Here is a 17,613-nt window from a genome sequence, read left to right as displayed (position 1 = left end):
CGCTTGCCGCTACCCGCCACCGGGTGCGGGGTGACCGGCACGTGACCCCGCTCGTCGCGGCGGCTGTGCTGCTGGCCGCCTTCACCCACGCCACCTGGAACGCGCTCGCGCACACCGTCAAGGACCAGCTCGTCGCGTTCACCCTGATCGGAGGCTGCTCGACGTCGATCGCCGCGGTGGCCGCCTGTTTCACCCCGCTGCCGCAGGCCGGGGCCTGGCCCTACCTGGTGGCGTCCGCCCTGCTGCACGTCGGTTACCAGGTGCTGCTGATGCGGTCGTTCACGCTCGGTGACTTCGGTCAGATGTACCCGATCGCCCGGGGCACGGCCCCGCTGGTGGTGACGGTACTCGCCGCGGTCTTCGTCGGCGAGAGCCTGACGACCTGGCAGCTCACCGGCGTCGCGGTCGCCTCCGCCGGCCTGGTCGGCGTGGCCCTGTGGGGCTTTCGCGGCGCGGGCACCCGTCCGCACTGGCCCGCGCTGCTGGCCGCGCTCGCCACCGGGCTCTCGATCGCCGCGTACACGGTCGTCGACGGTGTCGGTGTGCGCGCCTCGGGCACCCCCATCGGCTATATCGCCTGGCTGATGCTCATGCAGGGCCTGGTGATCCCGGCCTACGCCGGGTACCGCTTCCGCGGCACCCTCCTGGCCCGCCTGCGCCCCCACGCGGCCCGCGGCTTCCTCGGGGCGGTGCTGTCCCTCGTCGCGTACTCCCTGGTGCTCTGGGCCCAGACACGCGCCGCACTGGCCCCGATCGCCGCCCTGCGGGAGTCGTCGATCATCGTCGGCGCGGCGATAGGCGCGCTGTTCTTCAAGGAACGCTTCGGGGGTCCGCGCATCGTGGCGGCGGGGCTGATGGTGGTGGGCATCGGGCTGATGCTGAGGGCGGGCTGACGGCGGCGGCCGCACACCTCGCCGCGTGGGTGTCGCGGGAGTACCCGGCGGGCCGCGCGGGACCTCGGCTCGTCGACCCGCGGTGGGACTGACGTGGGGGACCGTCACGACGGTCAGAGCGCCGCCCGCACCGCCCGCACCGCCCGCACCAGTGCCTGGGCCCGGGGGTCCGCCGTGACGCCCTTGCGCATGCCGTTGGTGACGTAGCCGAAGGCGATGCCCGACTCGGGGTCCGCGAAGCCCAGGGAGCCGCCTCGGCCCGGGTGGCCGAAGGAGCCGGGGCCCAGCAGTGGGGAGGCCGGGCCGTGGAGCATGAAGCCCAGGCCGAAGCGGGTGCCGATGACGAGGACCCGGTCGAGGCCGGCCGACTCCTCGGTGCGGGCGAGGGTGAGGGTCGCCGGGGCGAACAGGCGGTGGCCGTCGTCAACGGCGCCGATGGTGGCCGCGTAGAAGCGGGCCAGGGCACGGGCCGTGGAAATCCCGCCCGACGCGGGGAGTTCGGCGGCGCGGTAGCGGGGGTCGTTCTCGTCCGGCAGCGGGTCGATCGCGCCGAAGGCGCGACGCGTCAGCGACTCCGGGTCGCGGTAGGCGTCCGTGACGGACCGCTTGGGCCGCAGCTTCAGCCCGCCGCCCGCAGCCGTGGGCGGTTCGTCGACCGGGCCGATGCGGCCCGCGCGGTGCGCCTCGTCGGAGGGGAGGCCCACCCAGAAGTCCAGGTCGAGCGGGCGGGCTATCTCCTCGGCGATCCAGCGGCCGATGGTGCGTCCGGTGACCCTGCGGACGAGTTCGGACAGCAGCCAGCTGTACGTCTGGGCGTGGTAGCCGTGATCCGTTCCGGGCTCCCAGACCGGCGCCTGCGCGGCGACCGCGAGCGCGCCCGATGTGCCGTCGATGGCCTCGTCCGCGGTGAGGGGCCGGTCGAGCACGGGGACCCCGGCCCGGTGTGCCAGCAGATGCCGTACGAGGGCCCGGTCCTTGCCGGCGGCCTTGAACTCGGGCCAGTACGTGCCCACCGGGGCGTCCAGGTCGAGCTGCCCCCGCTGGTGCAGCAGCAGCGGTACGGAGGCGGCGACGCCCTTGGTCGCCGAGCGGACGACCTGGGCGGTGTCGACGGCCCACGGGGCGGTGCCGTCGACATCGCGGGTGCCGCCCCAGAGGTCCACGACCTTCCGGCCGTCGCGATAGACGGCGAGGGCCGCCCCGCGCTCCCCTCGCTGATCGAAGTTGCGCACGAACGCCTCCCGGACCGGCTCGAAGCCGTCCGTCACCGTGCCCTGGACGTCCACGTGCCACGCTCCCCGCTGTTCCGGCGTACTACACAGCACCATGGTGCAACGTGCACGGCCGCGCGTGGGTTCCGGGTCGGTTACGCCTCCGCCGGCACCGACCGCGGGTCGAAGCCGAACGGCAGCTCGAGCCGGTGCGCCCGCATCAGCTGCGGGTCGCCGAGCAGCTCCCGCGTCGTACCGTCCGCCACGATCACCCCGTCACTGAGGATCACCGAACGCGGGCACAGCTCCAGGGCGTACGGCAGATCGTGCGTGACCATCAGCACGGTGACGTCCAGCGAGCGCAGGATGTCGGCGAGCTCGCGGCGCGAGGCCGGGTCGAGGTTGGACGAGGGCTCGTCCAGGACCAGGATCTCCGGCTCCATGGCGAGCACGGTCGCCACGGCGACCCGGCGGCGCTGGCCGAAGGAGAGGTGGTGCGGCGGGCGTTCGATGTGCTCGGTCATGCCGACCCGGTCGAGTGCTCCCCGTACCCGCGCCTCCAGCTCGGCGCCGCGCAGTCCCGCCGCGGCCGGGCCGAAGGCCACGTCCTCCCTGACCGTCGGCATGAAGAGCTGGTCGTCCGGGTCCTGGAAGACGATGCCGACCTTGCGGCGGATCTCGGCCATGTGCTGCTTGCCGACCGGCAGTCCGGCGACGCTGACGCCGCCCACGCCACCGCCGAGGATGCCGTTGAGGTGCAGCACGAGAGTCGTCTTGCCCGCTCCGTTCGGCCCGAGCAGGGCCACCCGCTCACCGCGGGCGATGGTCAGATCGACACCGAACAGCGCCTGGTGGCCGTCGGGGTAGGCGTACGCGAGCCCGCGCACCTCGAGGGACGGCGAGGACGCAGGCCGTGCGTCGGACGGGGACGGGGAGGTCATAGGGTCCACCCAAGCAGACACACCGCGAGCGCCGCGCACGGGAGTGCGGCTGCATACGCCCACTGCGCGCGGGACCCCGCCACCTCGTCGATCACCGGCATGGTGCCCCGGTAGCCACGGCTGAGCATGGCCAGGTGCACCCGTTCGCCGCGCTCGTAGGAGCGGATGAACAGTGCTCCCGCGGACTTGGCGAGCACGCCCCAGTGGCTCACGCCCCGTGCCTCGAAGCCGCGTGAGCGGCGGGCGATGGACATGCGCCGCATCTCGTCCGTGATGACGTCGCCGTAGCGGATCATGAAGGAGGCGATCTGCACCATCAGCGGCGGCAGCTTGAGCCGCTGAAGCCCGAGGAGCAGCGAGCGCAGCTCGGTGGTCGAAGCGAGCAGCACGGATGTGGCGACGCCCAGGGTCGCCTTGGCGAGGACGTTCCAGGCTCCCCACAACCCCGGCACGGAGAGCGGGATTCCGAGCAGCTCGGTGCGCTCGCCCGGCACCACGAACGGCATGAGCAGGGCGAAGGCCACGAACGGGACCTCGACCAGCAGCCTGCGCAGCACCAGGCCCACGGGGATACGGGCCACCGCCGTGACCGCGCCCAGCAGCACGGCGTACAGGCCGAAGGCCCAGACCGCCTCGCGCGGGGTGGAGACCACCACGATCACGAAGCCGAGGGCTGCCGCGATCTTGCAGTGCGGGGGCAGCCGGTGCACCGGCGAGTCCCCGTGCCGGTACAGCTTGTGGCTGTGACCCGCACCCATGTCAGACGGATTCCTTCTGAGCGGCTCCCGACTGCGCCTGCGCGTCACCGTCCTGGGCTCCGCCCTGCCGGCGGCGCTTGACCGCCCAGACCAGCCCGCTGCCGACCGCCGCCGTGGCGCCGACGCCGATCACTCCGGCGAGACCGCCGGAGAGCCGTACGTTCTCGACGTCCTTGATCCCGTAGTCGGCCAGCGGGGAGTCGGCCGCCGCGTGCTCCTCGACGTTCCTGTCGATGCCCTTGTCGGCGGCGACCTTCTCCAGGCCGTCCGGGTTGGCCGAGGCGTAGAAGGACACGAAGCCGGCCAGCACGAGGGAGGTCACCAGGCCCGCGATCCACACCGGGCGGGGGGACGCGGCGGGCGGGGCCGTGGCGGGTGCGGGCGCGGCGTCCACCAGCTCGCCGCCCACCCGCAGCTTGAGCGGGGCGGACAGCCCGCGGGCCCCGTAGACGAGGTCCGGGCGCACGGCGAGCACGGCGCCGACCGTCGCGGCGGTGATCAGGGCCTCGCCGAGGCCGATCAGCACATGGACGCCGACCATGGCGGTCAGCACGGTGCCGACCGGGACGTCGGTGGTGCCGCCGATCGCGTAGATCAGGGTGAAGGCGACGGCGGCGGCGGGCACGGAGACCAGGGCGGCGACGAAGGAGGCCGCGGTCACCGAGCTGCGCCTCCTGGGCAGCACCCTCAGCAGACCGCGGAAGAGCGCGTAGGCGACGACCACCGTGACGCCGCCCATGACCGTGATGTTGACGCCGAGCGCGCTGAGGCCACCGTCGGCGAACAGGACGCTCTGGAGCAGCAGGACGACGGACATGCAGACGATGCCCGTATAGGGGCCGACGAGTATCGCGGCCAGGGCGCCGCCCAGGAGATGGCCGCTGGTGCCGGCCGCGACCGGGAAGTTCAGCATCTGGACGGCGAAGATGAAGGCGGCGACGAGGCCCGCGAGCGGGGCCGTGCGGTCCGCTCCGAGGTCGGTGCCGGGATTCATGGCGGCGAGCTCCCGGCGGGCACCGCGCAGGCTGACGGCCACGGCACCTGCGGCAACGACACCGGTGACCGCCGAGACGGGAAGGTCGATGAATCCGTCGGGGACATGCATGGCGGGCTCCGCTTCCGGGACAGGTTCCGGCCGTCCTGACCGGGGCAACCGTCCGATAATGCGCCCTATTGCGACCTCTTTGCAAGAGCGCCCTAACGACAGGAACAAGTGACACGCCCGAGGTTTCAGAGAGAAAATACGGGACATTAAATGACAAACAATGTCACTTGCGAGGAGCCGACCGATGTCTTCCCTAGTCGAGCCCCCCTCCGTCGAAGAGCACGCGAAGGCCCGGATCGTCAACGACGCCCCCCATTTTCGGTCGGTCCCCGTGGCACTCCGCTACGACGGCGCACACGATCCGGATGCCGTGCACGTCGTCTTCCCGAGCGGTAGCGACTGGACCTTCCGCCGCGATCTTCTGGAGAGCGGGCTGCGGGCCCCCGCCCGGCGCGGGGATGTCGCGGTCTGGCCGTGCGGCCGGGCCCAGGTGGTGGTCGAGCTGCACTCCCCCGAAGGGGTCGCGGTGATCCAGTTCGACTCACGGCCCCTGATGCGCTTCCTGCGCCTGACCCACGCGGAGGTGGCCGCTCCCGTCAGCGGATCCTGACGGAGGCGGCCACCTATGGCGTGCTGTGTGCCCAGGCTTGTGCGTGCTGCCTGCTGAGGCGCGGCGGCCTGCTCAGGCGCGTACGAGCTCACGCTCCTTGTCGTCCTCGTCGCGTCCGTCGCCGTCGGCAGCCTGCTCGCCGTCCATCTCACGCAGCCGCTCGCCCTCCACGTCCACGCTCGGCAGCGCCTTGTCCAGCCAGCGCGGCAGCCACCAGGCCTTGCCGCCCAGCAGGGCCAGCACCGCGGGCACGATCGCCATCCGCACGAGGAACGCGTCGAACAGGACGGCGATGGCCAGACCGAAGCCGATCATCTTCACCATCTGCTCGGACGAGCCGATGAATCCCGCGAACACCGCGATCATGATCACCGCGGCGGCGGTGACAACCCGCGCCCCGTGCCGGAAGCCGGTGACGATGGCCTGGGCCGGCCGCTCGCCGTGGACGTACGCCTCACGCATCCGCGTGACGAGGAAGACCTCGTAGTCCATCGCCAGTCCGAAGACCACGCCCACCATGAAGATCGGCATCATCGACATCACCGGACCGGTCTGCTCGACACCGAACAGCGAGCCGAGCCAGCCCCACTGGAAGACCGCGACGACCGCGCCGAGCGCGGCGACCACGGAGAGCAGGAAGCCGAGTGCCGCCTTGAGGGGCACGAGGACCGACCGGAACACCACCATCAGCAGCAGGAACGCGAGGCCCACGACGAGCGCGAGGTAGGGCACCAGCGCGTCGTTCATCCGCTGCGAGAAGTCGATGTTCATCGCGGTGGCCCCGGTGACCTGGACGTTGTCACCGCTGGTGTCGCGGATGGTGTGGACGAGCTCCTCGGTCTCGGCGGAGCTCGGCCGGTCCTTCGGAATGACCGTGATCATGGCCGTGTCACCGGCCTTGTTGTACGTGGCCGGGGTGACCGCCGCGACCCCGTCGAGCTTGGAGATCTTCTTGGCGGTGCCGTCCGCCTCCGCCTTGTCCCCGTCCACGACCACCAGCAGCGGGCCGTTGAAGCCGGGGCCGAAGCCGTCGGAGAGCAGGTCGTACGCCTTGCGCTGAGTGGTGCTGGTGGGCTGGGAGCCGTCGTCCGGCAGGCCCAGCTCGAGTGATGCGGCGGGTACGGCGATGGCGCCGAGGCCCATGACGCCCACGAGGAGCACGGCGACCGGGTGCCGCAGCACGAACCTGGCCCAGCGGGTGCCCATGTTGGGCTTCTCGGCGGCGTGCTTGTGGCCGTGCTTGTCGAGCGTGCCCTGCTGGCCCGCCTCTCCGTTCTCTCCGTCCTCCCCGTTGCCTCCGCTCGCCCCGTTCCCGGCGGCGGTTGCTGCGGCTGCGGCCTTGCGGGCCTTGCGGCCGACGACCCGATTGCCCGCGAAGCCGAGCAGTGCCGGGATCAGGGTGAGCGCGATGAGCACGGCGATCACGACCGTACCGGCCGCGGCGAAGCCCATCTTGCTGAGCATCGGGATGTTGGCGACGGCGAGTCCGACGAGCGCGATGACGACGGTGAGCCCGGCGAAGACGACGGCGGATCCGGCCGTGCCGGTGGCCCGGCCCGCGGCCTCCTCGCGGTCGCGGCCCTCGGCCAGCTCGGCGCGGTAGCGGGACACGATGAACAGCGCGTAGTCGATACCGACGGCCAGGCCGATCATCGTCGCCAGGGTGGCCGTGGTGGAGCCCAGGTCGAGGACGCCGGACAGGGCGGTGATGGTGGAGACTCCGATGCCGACGCCTATCAGCGCGGTGAGCAGCGGGAGCCCGGCGGCGATCAGCGCGCCGAAGGTGATGACCAGCACGACCGCGGCGATGGCGACACCGATGACCTCGCTGGCGCCGGTCTCGGGCGCGGCTTGCAGCGCGTCACCGCCGATCTCGACGGTGAGTCCGGAGTCCTCGGCCTGCTCGGCGGCCTCGGTCAGCGCCTCACAGTCCTTCTCGTCCAGCTCCATGCCGCTGACCTTGTAGGACACCTGCGTGTAGGCGATGGTGCGGTCCTGGCTGATCGCCTTGACCTGGTACGGGTCCACGACGTCGGCGACCTGGTCGGAGCTGGTCCTCAGCTCCGCGACGACCTTCTTGACCTCGGCCTTGTTGGCCTTGTCGGTCATCTTCTCGCCCTTGGGCGCCTTGAAGACGACACGCGCGGTCGCCCCGTCGGCGCTCGTTCCGGGGAAGCGCTCGTCGATGAGGTCGAAGGCCTTCTGTGCCTCCGTGCCCGGCATGGAGAAGGAGCTGGAGGTGGCGGCGGGCGCGGCTGACGCGGCGAAGCCGGCAACCGCGAGCAGGGCCACCCAGACGAGTGCGACGAGTTTGCGGCGCCTGAAGGCGAACCGCCCGAGTTTGTAGAGGAACGTGGCCACGAGTACGGACTCCCGGTCAGGTCGTTGGGACAGCGGATGGGCAGGAGGAAATGACCAGCCGACGACGTGAGCGGTGACGCGTCAGGTGGGACTTTGTGTGGTTCGGGTGACTCAGGCGTCCTGGGCGGGGAGACCCAGGGCGGGCAGCACCACGGCGTCCAGATAGCTGTGGAGGAAGGCCGGGGTCATCGGCTGGTCCTCGATCAGCGGATGGGCGACGAAGGCGCCGACGAGCATGTGGGAGAGGAACTTCAGGGCGGGGTTGTCCGCGGAGATCTCCCCGCGGTCGATCGCCCGTTGCAGCATTCCGTCGAGCCCGGTGATCTCGGGCTCGATGAACAGTTCGCGCAGCGCCTGGAGCAGGTCGTCGTTCTCGTGGACCGCCCGGGAGAGGCCGCGCATCAGCGCGGTGTCCCGCTCCATCTGGCAGTCGTCGGAGAGCGCGACCATGGCGTGGAAGTCCCCGCGCAGGCTGCCGGTGTCGATCTCCGAGACGTCCACCGGCTTGCTGTTCCGCAGCGACCTGGCGACCAGCTCGGGCTTGCTCCCCCACTGGCGGTAGAGGGTGGCCTTGCTGGAGTGGGTACGGGCGGCCACGGCGTCCATGGTCAGGGCGTCGTAACCGACCTCGCACAGGAGGTCGAGCACCGCGTTGTACAGCTCTGCCTCGCGCTCCGGCGTGAGCCTGGTGCGTGACGTTGCCATACCGACCTCCCGAACGAAACTGTTTCGTACAGTACGAAGATATCCCCACTGTCGAGCGAAACGAAACCGTTTCGTACGTGTCCTCGACCACACCCCGTACCCACCCCAGGCCACACATCAGTGCTCTGGAGGTTGCCCGAACGCGCCCCCTTCCACGAGTTGCCGTGCCCCGTGCAGCCGGGAAGCATTGGGGGGTGAGTGAAGACCTCGCGTACCTCCGTTATCCGCATCTGCACGACGACTTGCTGTGCTTCGCGGCCGAGGACGATCTCTGGATCGCCCCCCTGGCCCGGGAGGGTGTGCGCCCGGACCGCGCCTGGCGGCTCACCGTGGACCGGACCAGGGTCGGCCACCCGCGCTTCTCGGCCGACGGCAGCCAGATCGCGTACACGACCTGGCGCAGTCTCGATCCCGAGATCCATCTGGTGCCGGTCGACGGCGGCCCCGGACGGCGGCTGACCTACTGGGGCTCGACCGACACGCGGGTGTGCGGCTGGGACCCGGACGGCAACATCCTCGCCGTTTCCTCGCACGGCCAGCCGTTCTCGTACTTCTCCTGGGCCTACAAGGTGCCCGCGGACGGCGCCCCCGGAAAACGGCTGCCCTGGGGCCCGGTCTCCGACATCGCCGTCGCCGACGTGGACGACGCCCACCGCAGCCTGCTGCTCACCGGGAAGCCTCCACACGAACCGGCCTCGTGGAAGCGCTACCGCGGCGGGGCGATGGGACGGCTGTATCTGCACGGCGAACGGCTGCTGCCGGACATCGGGGGCCACCTGGACTCCTGCATGTTCGTGGCCGGCCGGATCGCCTTCCTCTCCGACCACGAGGGTGTCGGCAATGTGTACTCCTGCCTGCCCGACGGCAGGGACCTGCGCCGGCACACCGACCACGACGCCTTCTACGCCCGGCACGCGTCGAGCGACGGGCGCCGCATCGTGTACCAGTGCGCGGGCGAGCTGTGGATCATCGAGGACCTGTCCCCCGGCACCGAGCCGCGCAGACTGGAGGTACGCCTCGGCGGGCAGCGCGCCGGGCGGCGGCCGTACCAGGTCCCGGCCGCGAGCCATGTCTCGGCGGTCGCGGTGGACACCACCGGCCGGGCCAGCGCGGTCTCGGTACGCGGCAGCCTGTACTGGCTGACGCACAGAGACGGACCGGCCCGGACCATCGCGGACACCCCGGGGGTACGGGTGCGCCTGCCCGAGATGCTGGGCAACGGCGCGCAGATCGCGTACGTCACCGATGCGGAAGGGGAGGACGCGATCGAGATCGCGGACCTGCCGCGGGCGAGCGGGGACCGGCCACCGCGACGCCTGGCCTCGGGGAAGCTCGGCCGGGTGCTGGAGATGCAGTCCGACCCGGCGGGTGAGCGGCTGGCGATCGCCTCGCATGACGGACGGCTGCTGGTACTCGATGTGACGGAGGAACAGGCGGACGCGGACGCCACCGATGAGGACGGCCGGCTCACCGAACTCATCCGCTCCGACAACGGCCCGGTCCGCGACCTCGCCTTCTCCCCTCACGGGAACTGGCTGACCTGGTCGCATCCCGGTATCGGCCGAACCCTGCGCCAGATCAAGATGGCCAGGACGGACGGCAGCAGCCCCCGCACGATCGTCGATGTGACCAACGGCCGCTTCGAGGACGAGAATCCGGTCTTCACCCGGGACGGCCGCTATCTGGCCTTCCTCTCCTGGCGTGGCTTCGACCCGGTGTACGACGTGCACACCGGCGACCTGTCCTTCCCGCTGGGCTGCCGCCCCTATCTGGTCCCTCTGTCATCGGCGACCCCGTCACCGTTCGCACTGCTGCCGGACGGCCGCCCGGCCGCGGGCGGGCTCGACCCGGACGACACCGACATCGGCGAGGGCACGGCGATGGTGGAGGTGGAGGGCCTGGGGAGCCGGGTGACGCCCTTCCCCGTGTCGGCCTCCAAGTACTCGGCGCTGTGCCCGGTCAGCGGTGGTGGTCTGGTCTGGCTTCGCTGGCCGATCTCGGGCGCCCTGGGCGAGACCTTCGCCAACCCGGCCGACCCCTCGACCCGGCCGACGCTGGAGTACTTCGACATCCCCAAGGCCCGTAAGACCGAACTGGTGGCGCATCTGGACGGGTTCTCGGTGAGCGGCGACGGGACGCGGCTGGTGGTGATGGACGACGGGGATCTGCGTGCCGCGCCCGCGACCGAGCCGGGCGACGGGGACTCGACCGTCTACATCGACATGCGCCGGATCCTGCACGACGTGGATCCGACCGCGGAGTGGCGGGGCGCGTACGAGGAGGCAGGGCGGCTGATCCGGGCGTACTTCTGGGACCCGAAGATGTGCGGGATCGACTGGGACGGTGTGCTCGCCCAGTACCGGCCCCTCGTCGAACGGGTCGCGTCTCCCGACGAGTTCGCCGATCTGATGCGCGAGGTCCTCGGCGAGCTGGGCACCTCGCACGCATACGTGACACCCGCGCGCCGCAACGAGGGCCCGCAGCACTACCAGCGGGCGATGGGCCTGCTCGGCGCCAACCTCGTACACCGCGACGACGGCTGGACGGTCAGCCGGATCCTGCCCGGCGACTCCTCCGACTCCAAGGCCCGCTCCCCACTGGCCGGTACGGGCATCCGCGAAGGCGCGGTGCTCACCCACGTCGACGGCCGCCCCGTGGACCCGGTGGCGGGCCCCTTCCCGCTGCTGGCAGCGGCCGGCGGCACGACCGTGGAGCTGACCTTCCAGCCACCGGGCGGCGAAGGCACCCCGCGCCGGGTCGCGATCGTGCCCCTGGTGGACGAACGCCCGCTCCGCTACCAGGACTGGGTCGCCAAACGCCGCGCGGTGGTCCGCGAAGTGAGCGGTGGGCTGTGCGGCTACCTGCACATCCCGGACATGGGCGGCTCGGGCTGGGCGCAGTTCAACCGCGACGTACGGATGGAGGTGTCCCGCCCCGCCCTGATCGTGGACGTCCGGGGCAACGCGGGCGGCCACATCAGCGAACTGGTCGTCGAGAAGCTGATCCGCCCGGTCCTCGGCTGGGACCTGACCCGCAACGCCCAGCCCGTGTCGTACACCTCCACCGCTCCGCTCGGCCCGGTCGTGGCCCTCGCCGACGAGGCAACCTCGTCCGACGGCGACATGATCACCGCCGCCTTCAAGCTCCTCGGCCTGGGGCCCGTGGTCGGCCAGCGCACCTGGGGTGGCGTCGTGGGCATGACCGGCCGCCACCGTCTCGGCGACGGCACGGTGATCACGGTCCCGATGAACGCGGCCTGGTTCGACGCGTACGGCTGGGGCGTCGAGAACCACGGCGTGGACCCGGACATCTTCGCCGAACGCCCCCCGCTCGACTGGGCCGAGGGCCGCCGCACCGACCTGGACACCGCGGTCCGGGTCGCCCTCGACCGCCTCGAGGAACACCCGGCGGCAACCCCGCCCGGCTACGACAACGTGCCCGACCTGCGCCGCCCGAAGCTGCCTCCGCGAAGCTGACGAACCGGGGCGCACCCCGTGCACAGGGTGCGCCCCTTCGCGTCAGCCTCGTACTGCTCCACCGCTCATCGCGGTGACCGCGTCGCGTCAGGCGTCGTGGTCCCGGTGCATGCGGCTCTGCGCCTCGTGCTCGGGGCGACGGTCGTGGTCGCCCATCTCGCGGGGCGTCTGCTTGCCCCGCGGCGACTGCGGCGAGCGCTGCTCATGGCGCTGCGGCGACTGGGGGCGCTGCGGCTCTTCCGGCCTGCCCTTGCTGCCCGGCTTCTGCTTGCCCTGGTCGGCGAGCTTCGCGGCCTTGTCCTTGAACTGGTCCTGAATACCCATCTGGTTCACTCCTAGAAGGGTCTGAGAGGTGAGGGGACCCCTGAGGGGCCCCCGGCTGTAGGGAGCCCCTTGTGGGGCTCCCCGGCCTCAACCAGCCTGGCACGCACGGAAACTCTGCGCATTTCGATCAGTTACGCTGCGTACGTTCCTGCTCGTCAGCCGCCCCGCCGGCCCCTACCAGGCCCGTCCTCACCCCGGCGAGCCGGGACGCGAAGTGCTTCATGTCCCGCTGTCCGGCGAGCGCGATCAGGCCGGGCAGATATCCGCGCACCGACTGCATGCCCCGCAGCCACCACTGCCCGTAGACGTGCGGCGAGCGGCGCTCGATGCCCGCGACGATACGGTCCACGGCCGGTCCGAGCGGATAGGTGCGGTTCGAGGGCCACGGCAGGCGCTGCCTCAACTCCCGCATCACGTCGTCTTGGTCGGCTCCGCGCACCATGTCCGTATCGGTCCACGAGAGATACGCGACCCCGACCCCGACGCCCCGGTGGCCGACCTCTCCGCGCAGGCTGTGGGCGAATGCCTCGACTCCCGCCTTGGACGCGCAGTACGCCGTCATCATCGGCGCCGGGGTGATGGCGGCGAGGGACGCGATCTGGAGGAAGTAGCCGCGGCTCTCCAGCAGCACGGGCAGGAAGGCACGGCAGGTGACCGCGCTGCCGATCAGATTGACCTCGATGACACGGCGCCATGAGGCGGGGTCGGATTCGGCGAACGGACCGCCGGACGCCACGCCCGCGTTGGCGACGACGATGTCGACCTTCCCGAACCGCTCCTTGACCTCCTGGGCGACCCGAGCCATCGCCGCCTCGTCGGTGACATCGGCATGCCAGTAGTCGGCATCGGTGTGCAGACGGGCGGCGACGTCCTTCAACTCGTCCGGTTCGAGGCCGACCAGCGCGATCCTTGCGCCGCGCGCCGACAGTTTGCGGGCGAGCAGCTCGCCGACTCCGCGCGCCGCGCCGGTGACGACGGCGACCTGTCCTTCGAGAGCGACCCTGCTCATACCGCCTGCTCCTCTGCCTTGGGGGATGCGTCCGGGCATACGTCCAGGTATACGTCCGCGAGCGACCTGATCAGGGCCGTCACCGCCTCCGGTGCCTCCACCGGCGTCATGTGCCCCATGCCGGGGAGCTCGGTCACGTCCACGCACTGCGGCAGCGCCTCGGCCATCGCCCGGGCGTGGACGACGGGGGTGAGCCGGTCGGCGGTGCCGGCGATCACGGCGGTCGGTACGGTCAACCGCCGGACGCCCGCGTCGAGATCGAGCTCCTCCAGCACCCCTGCCCAGGCCACCCGGGTCCCCCTCGGGCAGGCGTGCACGATACGGGCGCACTCGTCGACCCGCGCGGGCGCGGAGCCCGGGCCCATGGTCGCGTACCGCAGGATCCGCCTGGAGACCGGAGTGACGGGGCCGAGCGGGGCGGACGAACCGAGGATCGCGGCGGTCAGCCGGGTACGCAGCCGGCCCGGGCGCATCGGCAGCACCAGCGACTCGTGCACCAGCCGCGAGCTGCCGGTGCTGCACAGCAGGACTGCCGCCGTGTGCTCGGTGAACCGTGGCCGTCCGGCAGCCGCCATGATCGTCATCCCGCCCATGGAGTGCCCGGCGAGCACGGCCTTGGTGCCCCGTTCGAGCGTGGCGGCGAGCACCGCCTCCAGGTCGTCCGCGAGCGCTTCGGTGCTGTGGCCGCCCCGGGCGGCGGCGGGGCTGCGGCCGTGGCCGCGCTGGTCGTAGGCGATCACACGGTGATCGGCGGCGAGGTCCCGTATCTGGGCCGCCCAGAAGTGGGTGGAACAGGTCCAGCCGTGGGAGAGGACGACGACGGGGGCGTCCTCGGGGCCGTGCAGTTCCACATGGATGCGGGCACCGTCGGCGGAGACCGCGGTCAGCTCGCGGGCCGCGACCGGCGGTGGCACGGCCGGACCGGTGCGCTTCATCAGACGGCTCACTTCGCCTCCTCGGCGGGCAGATCGGCTGTTCCGGAGGTCTGGTCAGGGTGGTCGCGGGAGGTACGCGGCGGGCGGATCACCTCGTACTCCGCGAGGTCCACCTCCCGGGTCGCCCGCCGGAACTCCCCTGTCGTGCCGGGCCAGATGGTGGTGTTGCGACCGCTCGCGTCGAGGTACCAGCTCGTGCAGCCACCGGTGTTCCACACCGTGCGCTGCATGCGCGTCTGCACCCGCCGGTTCCAGGCTCCGACGGCCGAGGGGCGTGCGGCGAGCGCGATCCGGCCGCCCAGCACGTCCAACTGACGCAGAAAGTCGGCCATGTAGTTGAGCTGGGACTCGATCATCAGGATCATCGAGCTGTTGCCCAGGCCGGTGTTGGGCCCGATGATCGTCATCCAGTTGGGGAAGCCCGCCGCGGTCGCACCGCGCAGCGACTGCATCCCGCTCTTCCACGCGTCGGCCAGGGTGATGCCTTCGGCGCCCACCACCCGCTCGGCGATCGGCATGTCGGTGACATGGAAGCCGGTGCCGAAGATGATCGCGTCGACCTCGGCCTCGGTCCCGTCGGCGGCGACGACGGTGCTCCCGCGCACCTCCGCCAGCCCCGAGGCCACGACGTCCACATTGGGTCTGGCCAGCGCCGGGTAGTAGTCGCTGGACAGCAGGATCCGCTTGCAGCCGATGCGGTAGGACGGGGTCAGCTTCGCCCGGAGCTCCGGGTCCTTGATGGACGCCGCCATGTTGGCCCTGGCGAGGGACTCGATCAGGCCGAGCTGGTTCGGCCGCTTGGTGAAGGCGCTGACCTGCAACTCCCTCATACCCCAGAGCAGTCCGCGGCGTACCGACTGGGTGACCGGAAGCTGGCGGTGCAGCAGCCGCTCGACCCCGGTGATCCGCCGGTCCATCCGGCGCATCACCCATGGCGGGGTGCGCTGGAACAACGTCAGCCGGCCGACCTGCGGCTGGATCGCCGGCACGATCTGGATCGCGGAGGCGCCGGTCCCGACCATCGCGACCCGCTTTCCGCGCAGGTCGAAGTCGTGGTCCCAGCGGGCGGAGTGGAAGACCCTGCCGGGGAACTCGGCGAGCCCGGGGATCTCGGGCATCTTGGGGTCGGACAGCGGGCCGGTGGCGGAGACCACCACATCGGCGGTCAGCGTTCCCGCGGTGGTCTCGATCTCCCAGCGCAGGGCGTCGCCGTCCCAGCGCATCATCGTCACCTCGTGGTGGAAGCGGATGTGCGGCCGGAGGCGGAAGGTGTCGGTGACATGCTCCAGATACGCCCGGATGTGCTCCTGCCCGGAAAAGGTGCGCGGCCAGTCGGGGTTGGGGGCGAACGAGAACGAGTAGAGGTGGGAGGGCACGTCGCAGGCGCAGCCCGGATAACTGTTGTCGCGCCAGGTGCCGCCGACGGAGCCGGACCGTTCCAGGACCACGAAGTCGGTGATCCCCTCCCGGCGCAGCCTGACCGCCGCGCCCAGGCCGCCGAATCCGGATCCGATCACCGCCACGCGTACGTGCTCGTGCCGTCCGCCCCGCTCATGCCGTGCGTGCTCGTGCTGCCCGCCCCGCTCATGCCGTGCGCGCTCGTGTCGCTGGCCCATGCCGCCGCCCCTCCCGTCCCGCAAACACCCGCCGAACCCCGCCAGCAATCACTGGCATGGTGGGGAGAGTAGAGCCTCGGCATACCCAGCGGTAGGGGGCGGACCGAACAAGTTACCCGCGGTACAACATACGCTTGGCGACGTGACGGACGAGCAGCGCGAGGATAGCGAGACCCGCGGATGACCCGCGAATACCGCATGGCGGAGCTGGCCAAGGAGGCCGGGATCACGGTGCGCACCCTGCGCTTCTACCGCGAGCGCGGACTGATACCGCCGCCCCGCAGAGAGGGCCGTATCGCCTGGTACGACGACCGCCACCTGGCCCGTCTGCGCACCATCGCGGCCCTGCTGGAACGCGGCCACACGCTGAGCGGTATCGCCGATCTGGCCGCGGCCTTCGACAGCGGCCGGGACGTGGGCGAGGTGCTCGGGCTCGGCGAACCCACCGAGGAGACCCCGGTGCGGCTCACCCCGGAGCGCCTCGCGGACTACTTCGAAGGCGGCGAGGTCACCCCCGAGAATCTCGCCGCGGCGCTCGACCTCGGCTATCTGGCCACTGACGGCGAGGAGATCGTCCACATCAGCCGACGGCTGCTCGACGTCTCATCGGCCCTGGTGAAGGAGGGCGTGCCGCTCGCCGCTGTGCTGGCGGCCGGCCGCCAGGTGCGCACCCACGCGGAGTCGCTGGCGGAGCTGTTCGCCGACCTGCTCCGCACGCACGCTTCCGGCGCCGACATCGCGCGGCTGCGCCCGCTGGCGAAGAGCGTGGTGGAGGCGGAGCTGTCCATGGCCCTGGATCGGCGACTGCGCGAGGAGCCACCGGCCCAGTCCCCGGTCGAGGGCGACTGAGACCACGCCGTCCCTTGGCCCCTGCGGGAGCGTCGGCGCGGCGGCCTCGTGCCGCCTGCCCAGCGCGCTACACCTCGAAGACCGCCGTCACCGGAGCATGGTCGCTCCAGCGCTCGGCATGGCTGGCCGCCCGCTCCACGTACGCCTTGACGCACTTCCCCGCGAGCCGGGGCGTGCCCACGAGCAGGTCGATGCGCCAGCCGGTGTCGTTGTCGAAGGCGCGGCCCCGGTAGGACCACCACGAGTACGGGCCTTCCTGGTCGGGGTGCATCGCCCGGACGACGTCCACATAACCGGCGTCGTCAGCGCCGGAGCCGTAGACCCGGCTGAGCCAGTCGCGCTCCTCGGGGAGGAAGCCGGAGTTCTTCTTGTTGCCCTTCCAGTTCTTGAGGTCGGGCTCCTGGTGGGCGATGTTCCAGTCGCCGCAGACCAGCACGTCCCGGCCCCCGGCCGCCGCCCGCTCCTTCAGGGCCTTCAGATAGGGCAGGAATTCGGCCATGAAGCGGTACTTCTCGTCCTGCCGCTCGGTGCCGACCTCGCCCGACGGGAGGTAGAGGCTGGCGACGGTGACACCGGGGAGGTCGACCTCCACATACCGGCCCGTGCCGTCGAACTCCTCGCTGCCGAATCCGCCGCGCACCGCGTCCGGCTCGCGCCGCGAGTAGACGGCGACACCCGCGCGGCCCTTGGCGGCCGAGGGCACATGGGTGACATGCCAGCCCTCGGGCTCACGTACCTCCTCAGGGAGCTGGTGCGCCTCGGCGCGTACTTCCTGGAGGCAGATGACGTCGGCTGAGGTTCCTGCGAGCCACTCGGCGAAGCCCTTCTTGGCGGCAGCACGCAGACCGTTCACATTCACGGAGGTCACTGTGAGCATCCC

Annotated in this window: 15 protein-coding genes; 4 read left to right on the top strand and 11 right to left on the bottom strand. The window is 71.3% G+C overall.

Annotation, left to right across the window (positions count from 1 at the left end; genetic code table 11):
- Positions 1-41: 41 nt before the first annotated feature.
- On the top strand, positions 42-893 hold the full coding sequence (locus ACFV6V_RS09110) for an EamA family transporter (protein WP_385561327.1): 852 nt from the start codon (positions 42-44) through the stop codon (positions 891-893).
- Positions 894-1,006: 113 nt separating this feature from the next.
- Here ACFV6V_RS09110 and ACFV6V_RS09105 read toward each other — a convergent pair whose 3' ends face one another.
- From ACFV6V_RS09105 to ACFV6V_RS09090, 4 genes are all read right to left on the bottom strand, one after another.
- The gene (locus ACFV6V_RS09105; RefSeq protein ID WP_385561324.1) at positions 1,007-2,179 is read right to left on the bottom strand and encodes a serine hydrolase domain-containing protein; all 1,173 of its coding nucleotides are present in this window, start codon (positions 2,177-2,179) and stop codon (positions 1,007-1,009) included.
- Positions 2,180-2,259: 80 nt separating this feature from the next.
- Positions 2,260-3,045 carry an energy-coupling factor ABC transporter ATP-binding protein gene (locus ACFV6V_RS09100; RefSeq protein ID WP_385561322.1) on the bottom strand — a complete coding sequence of 262 codons (786 nt, stop codon included), beginning with the start codon at positions 3,043-3,045 and terminating at the stop codon, positions 2,260-2,262.
- Positions 3,042-3,803: a cobalt ECF transporter T component CbiQ gene (cbiQ, locus tag ACFV6V_RS09095; RefSeq protein WP_385561319.1), complete on the bottom strand. Its 762-nt coding sequence runs from the start codon at positions 3,801-3,803 to the stop codon at positions 3,042-3,044. The genes ACFV6V_RS09100 and cbiQ overlap by 4 nt, the downstream gene beginning before the upstream one ends.
- A 1-nt stretch (position 3,804) precedes the next feature.
- Positions 3,805-4,908, bottom strand: coding sequence for an energy-coupling factor ABC transporter permease (locus ACFV6V_RS09090; protein ID WP_385561316.1), 1,104 nt, complete (start codon positions 4,906-4,908; stop codon positions 3,805-3,807).
- Positions 4,909-5,092: 184 nt separating this feature from the next.
- Between ACFV6V_RS09090 and ACFV6V_RS09085 the strand changes: the two genes are divergently transcribed.
- Positions 5,093-5,458 (top strand): SsgA family sporulation/cell division regulator, encoded by a 366-nt coding sequence (locus ACFV6V_RS09085; protein ID WP_385561313.1) that lies wholly within the window; start codon positions 5,093-5,095, stop codon positions 5,456-5,458.
- 72 nt (positions 5,459-5,530) lie between these two features.
- On the opposite strand, the gene ACFV6V_RS09080 is transcribed toward ACFV6V_RS09085, so the two are convergent.
- Both ACFV6V_RS09080 and ACFV6V_RS09075 read right to left on the bottom strand, forming a co-directional pair.
- On the bottom strand, positions 5,531-7,819 hold the full coding sequence (locus ACFV6V_RS09080; protein WP_385561310.1) for an MMPL family transporter: 2,289 nt from the start codon (positions 7,817-7,819) through the stop codon (positions 5,531-5,533).
- A gap of 111 nt (positions 7,820-7,930) precedes the next feature.
- Positions 7,931-8,524: a TetR/AcrR family transcriptional regulator gene (locus ACFV6V_RS09075; protein ID WP_385561307.1), complete on the bottom strand. Its 594-nt coding sequence runs from the start codon at positions 8,522-8,524 to the stop codon at positions 7,931-7,933.
- Positions 8,525-8,718: 194 nt separating this feature from the next.
- Here ACFV6V_RS09075 and ACFV6V_RS09070 point away from each other — a divergent pair, with 194 nt between their 5' ends.
- Complete coding sequence (locus ACFV6V_RS09070; RefSeq protein ID WP_385561304.1) at positions 8,719-12,000, top strand: S41 family peptidase; 3,282 nt, start codon at positions 8,719-8,721, stop codon at positions 11,998-12,000.
- An 87-nt stretch (positions 12,001-12,087) separates the two neighbouring features.
- On the opposite strand, the gene ACFV6V_RS09065 is transcribed toward ACFV6V_RS09070, so the two are convergent.
- The 4 genes from ACFV6V_RS09065 to ACFV6V_RS09050 form a co-directional block, all read right to left on the bottom strand.
- The gene (locus tag ACFV6V_RS09065; protein ID WP_361281274.1) at positions 12,088-12,324 is read right to left on the bottom strand and encodes a hypothetical protein; all 237 of its coding nucleotides are present in this window, start codon (positions 12,322-12,324) and stop codon (positions 12,088-12,090) included.
- A 127-nt stretch (positions 12,325-12,451) separates the two neighbouring features.
- The gene (locus ACFV6V_RS09060) at positions 12,452-13,333 is read right to left on the bottom strand and encodes an SDR family oxidoreductase (RefSeq protein ID WP_385561301.1); all 882 of its coding nucleotides are present in this window, start codon (positions 13,331-13,333) and stop codon (positions 12,452-12,454) included.
- A complete protein-coding gene (locus ACFV6V_RS09055; RefSeq protein ID WP_385561298.1) occupies positions 13,330-14,280 on the bottom strand; it encodes an alpha/beta fold hydrolase in 951 nt (316 codons plus the stop codon). The genes ACFV6V_RS09060 and ACFV6V_RS09055 overlap by 4 nt, the downstream gene beginning before the upstream one ends.
- On the bottom strand, positions 14,277-15,884 hold the full coding sequence (locus ACFV6V_RS09050; protein ID WP_385561295.1) for a flavin-containing monooxygenase: 1,608 nt from the start codon (positions 15,882-15,884) through the stop codon (positions 14,277-14,279). Before ACFV6V_RS09050 ends, ACFV6V_RS09055 begins: the two co-directional genes overlap by 4 nt.
- Positions 15,885-16,082: 198 nt before the next feature.
- On the opposite strand from ACFV6V_RS09050, the gene ACFV6V_RS09045 reads away from it, so the two are divergent.
- A complete protein-coding gene (locus ACFV6V_RS09045; RefSeq protein WP_385561444.1) occupies positions 16,083-16,733 on the top strand; it encodes a MerR family transcriptional regulator in 651 nt (216 codons plus the stop codon).
- Positions 16,734-16,800: 67 nt separating this feature from the next.
- Here the strand turns inward: ACFV6V_RS09045 and ACFV6V_RS09040 are convergent, their stop codons facing one another.
- A complete protein-coding gene (locus tag ACFV6V_RS09040; protein ID WP_385561292.1) occupies positions 16,801-17,610 on the bottom strand; it encodes an exodeoxyribonuclease III in 810 nt (269 codons plus the stop codon).
- Positions 17,611-17,613: the final 3 nt, after the last annotated feature.

Origin of the sequence: Streptomyces sp. NPDC059828 (assembly GCF_042731955.1) — a bacterium.
Classification (GTDB): domain Bacteria; phylum Actinomycetota; class Actinomycetes; order Streptomycetales; family Streptomycetaceae; genus Streptomyces.
This window is presented reverse-complemented; position numbering and strand designations above follow the sequence as displayed.

What these genes read in the sequence shown, in the direction of transcription:
- ACFV6V_RS09045 (WP_385561444.1), top strand. Translation starts at nt 16,083, where the DNA reads ATGGCGGAGCTGGCCAAGGAGGCCGGGATCACGGTGCGCACCCTGCGC.
- ACFV6V_RS09090 (WP_385561316.1), bottom strand. Translation starts at nt 4,908, where the DNA reads ATGCATGTCCCCGACGGATTCATCGACCTTCCCGTCTCGGCGGTCACC.
- ACFV6V_RS09060 (WP_385561301.1), bottom strand. Translation starts at nt 13,333, where the DNA reads ATGAGCAGGGTCGCTCTCGAAGGACAGGTCGCCGTCGTCACCGGCGCG.
- ACFV6V_RS09050 (WP_385561295.1), bottom strand. Translation starts at nt 15,884, where the DNA reads ATGGGCCAGCGACACGAGCGCGCACGGCATGAGCGGGGCGGGCAGCAC.
- ACFV6V_RS09040 (WP_385561292.1), bottom strand. Translation starts at nt 17,610, where the DNA reads ATGCTCACAGTGACCTCCGTGAATGTGAACGGTCTGCGTGCTGCCGCC.
- ACFV6V_RS09085 (WP_385561313.1), top strand. Translation starts at nt 5,093, where the DNA reads ATGTCTTCCCTAGTCGAGCCCCCCTCCGTCGAAGAGCACGCGAAGGCC.
- ACFV6V_RS09065 (WP_361281274.1), bottom strand. Translation starts at nt 12,324, where the DNA reads ATGGGTATTCAGGACCAGTTCAAGGACAAGGCCGCGAAGCTCGCCGAC.
- ACFV6V_RS09075 (WP_385561307.1), bottom strand. Translation starts at nt 8,524, where the DNA reads ATGGCAACGTCACGCACCAGGCTCACGCCGGAGCGCGAGGCAGAGCTG.
- cbiQ (WP_385561319.1), bottom strand. Translation starts at nt 3,803, where the DNA reads ATGGGTGCGGGTCACAGCCACAAGCTGTACCGGCACGGGGACTCGCCG.
- ACFV6V_RS09100 (WP_385561322.1), bottom strand. Translation starts at nt 3,045, where the DNA reads ATGACCTCCCCGTCCCCGTCCGACGCACGGCCTGCGTCCTCGCCGTCC.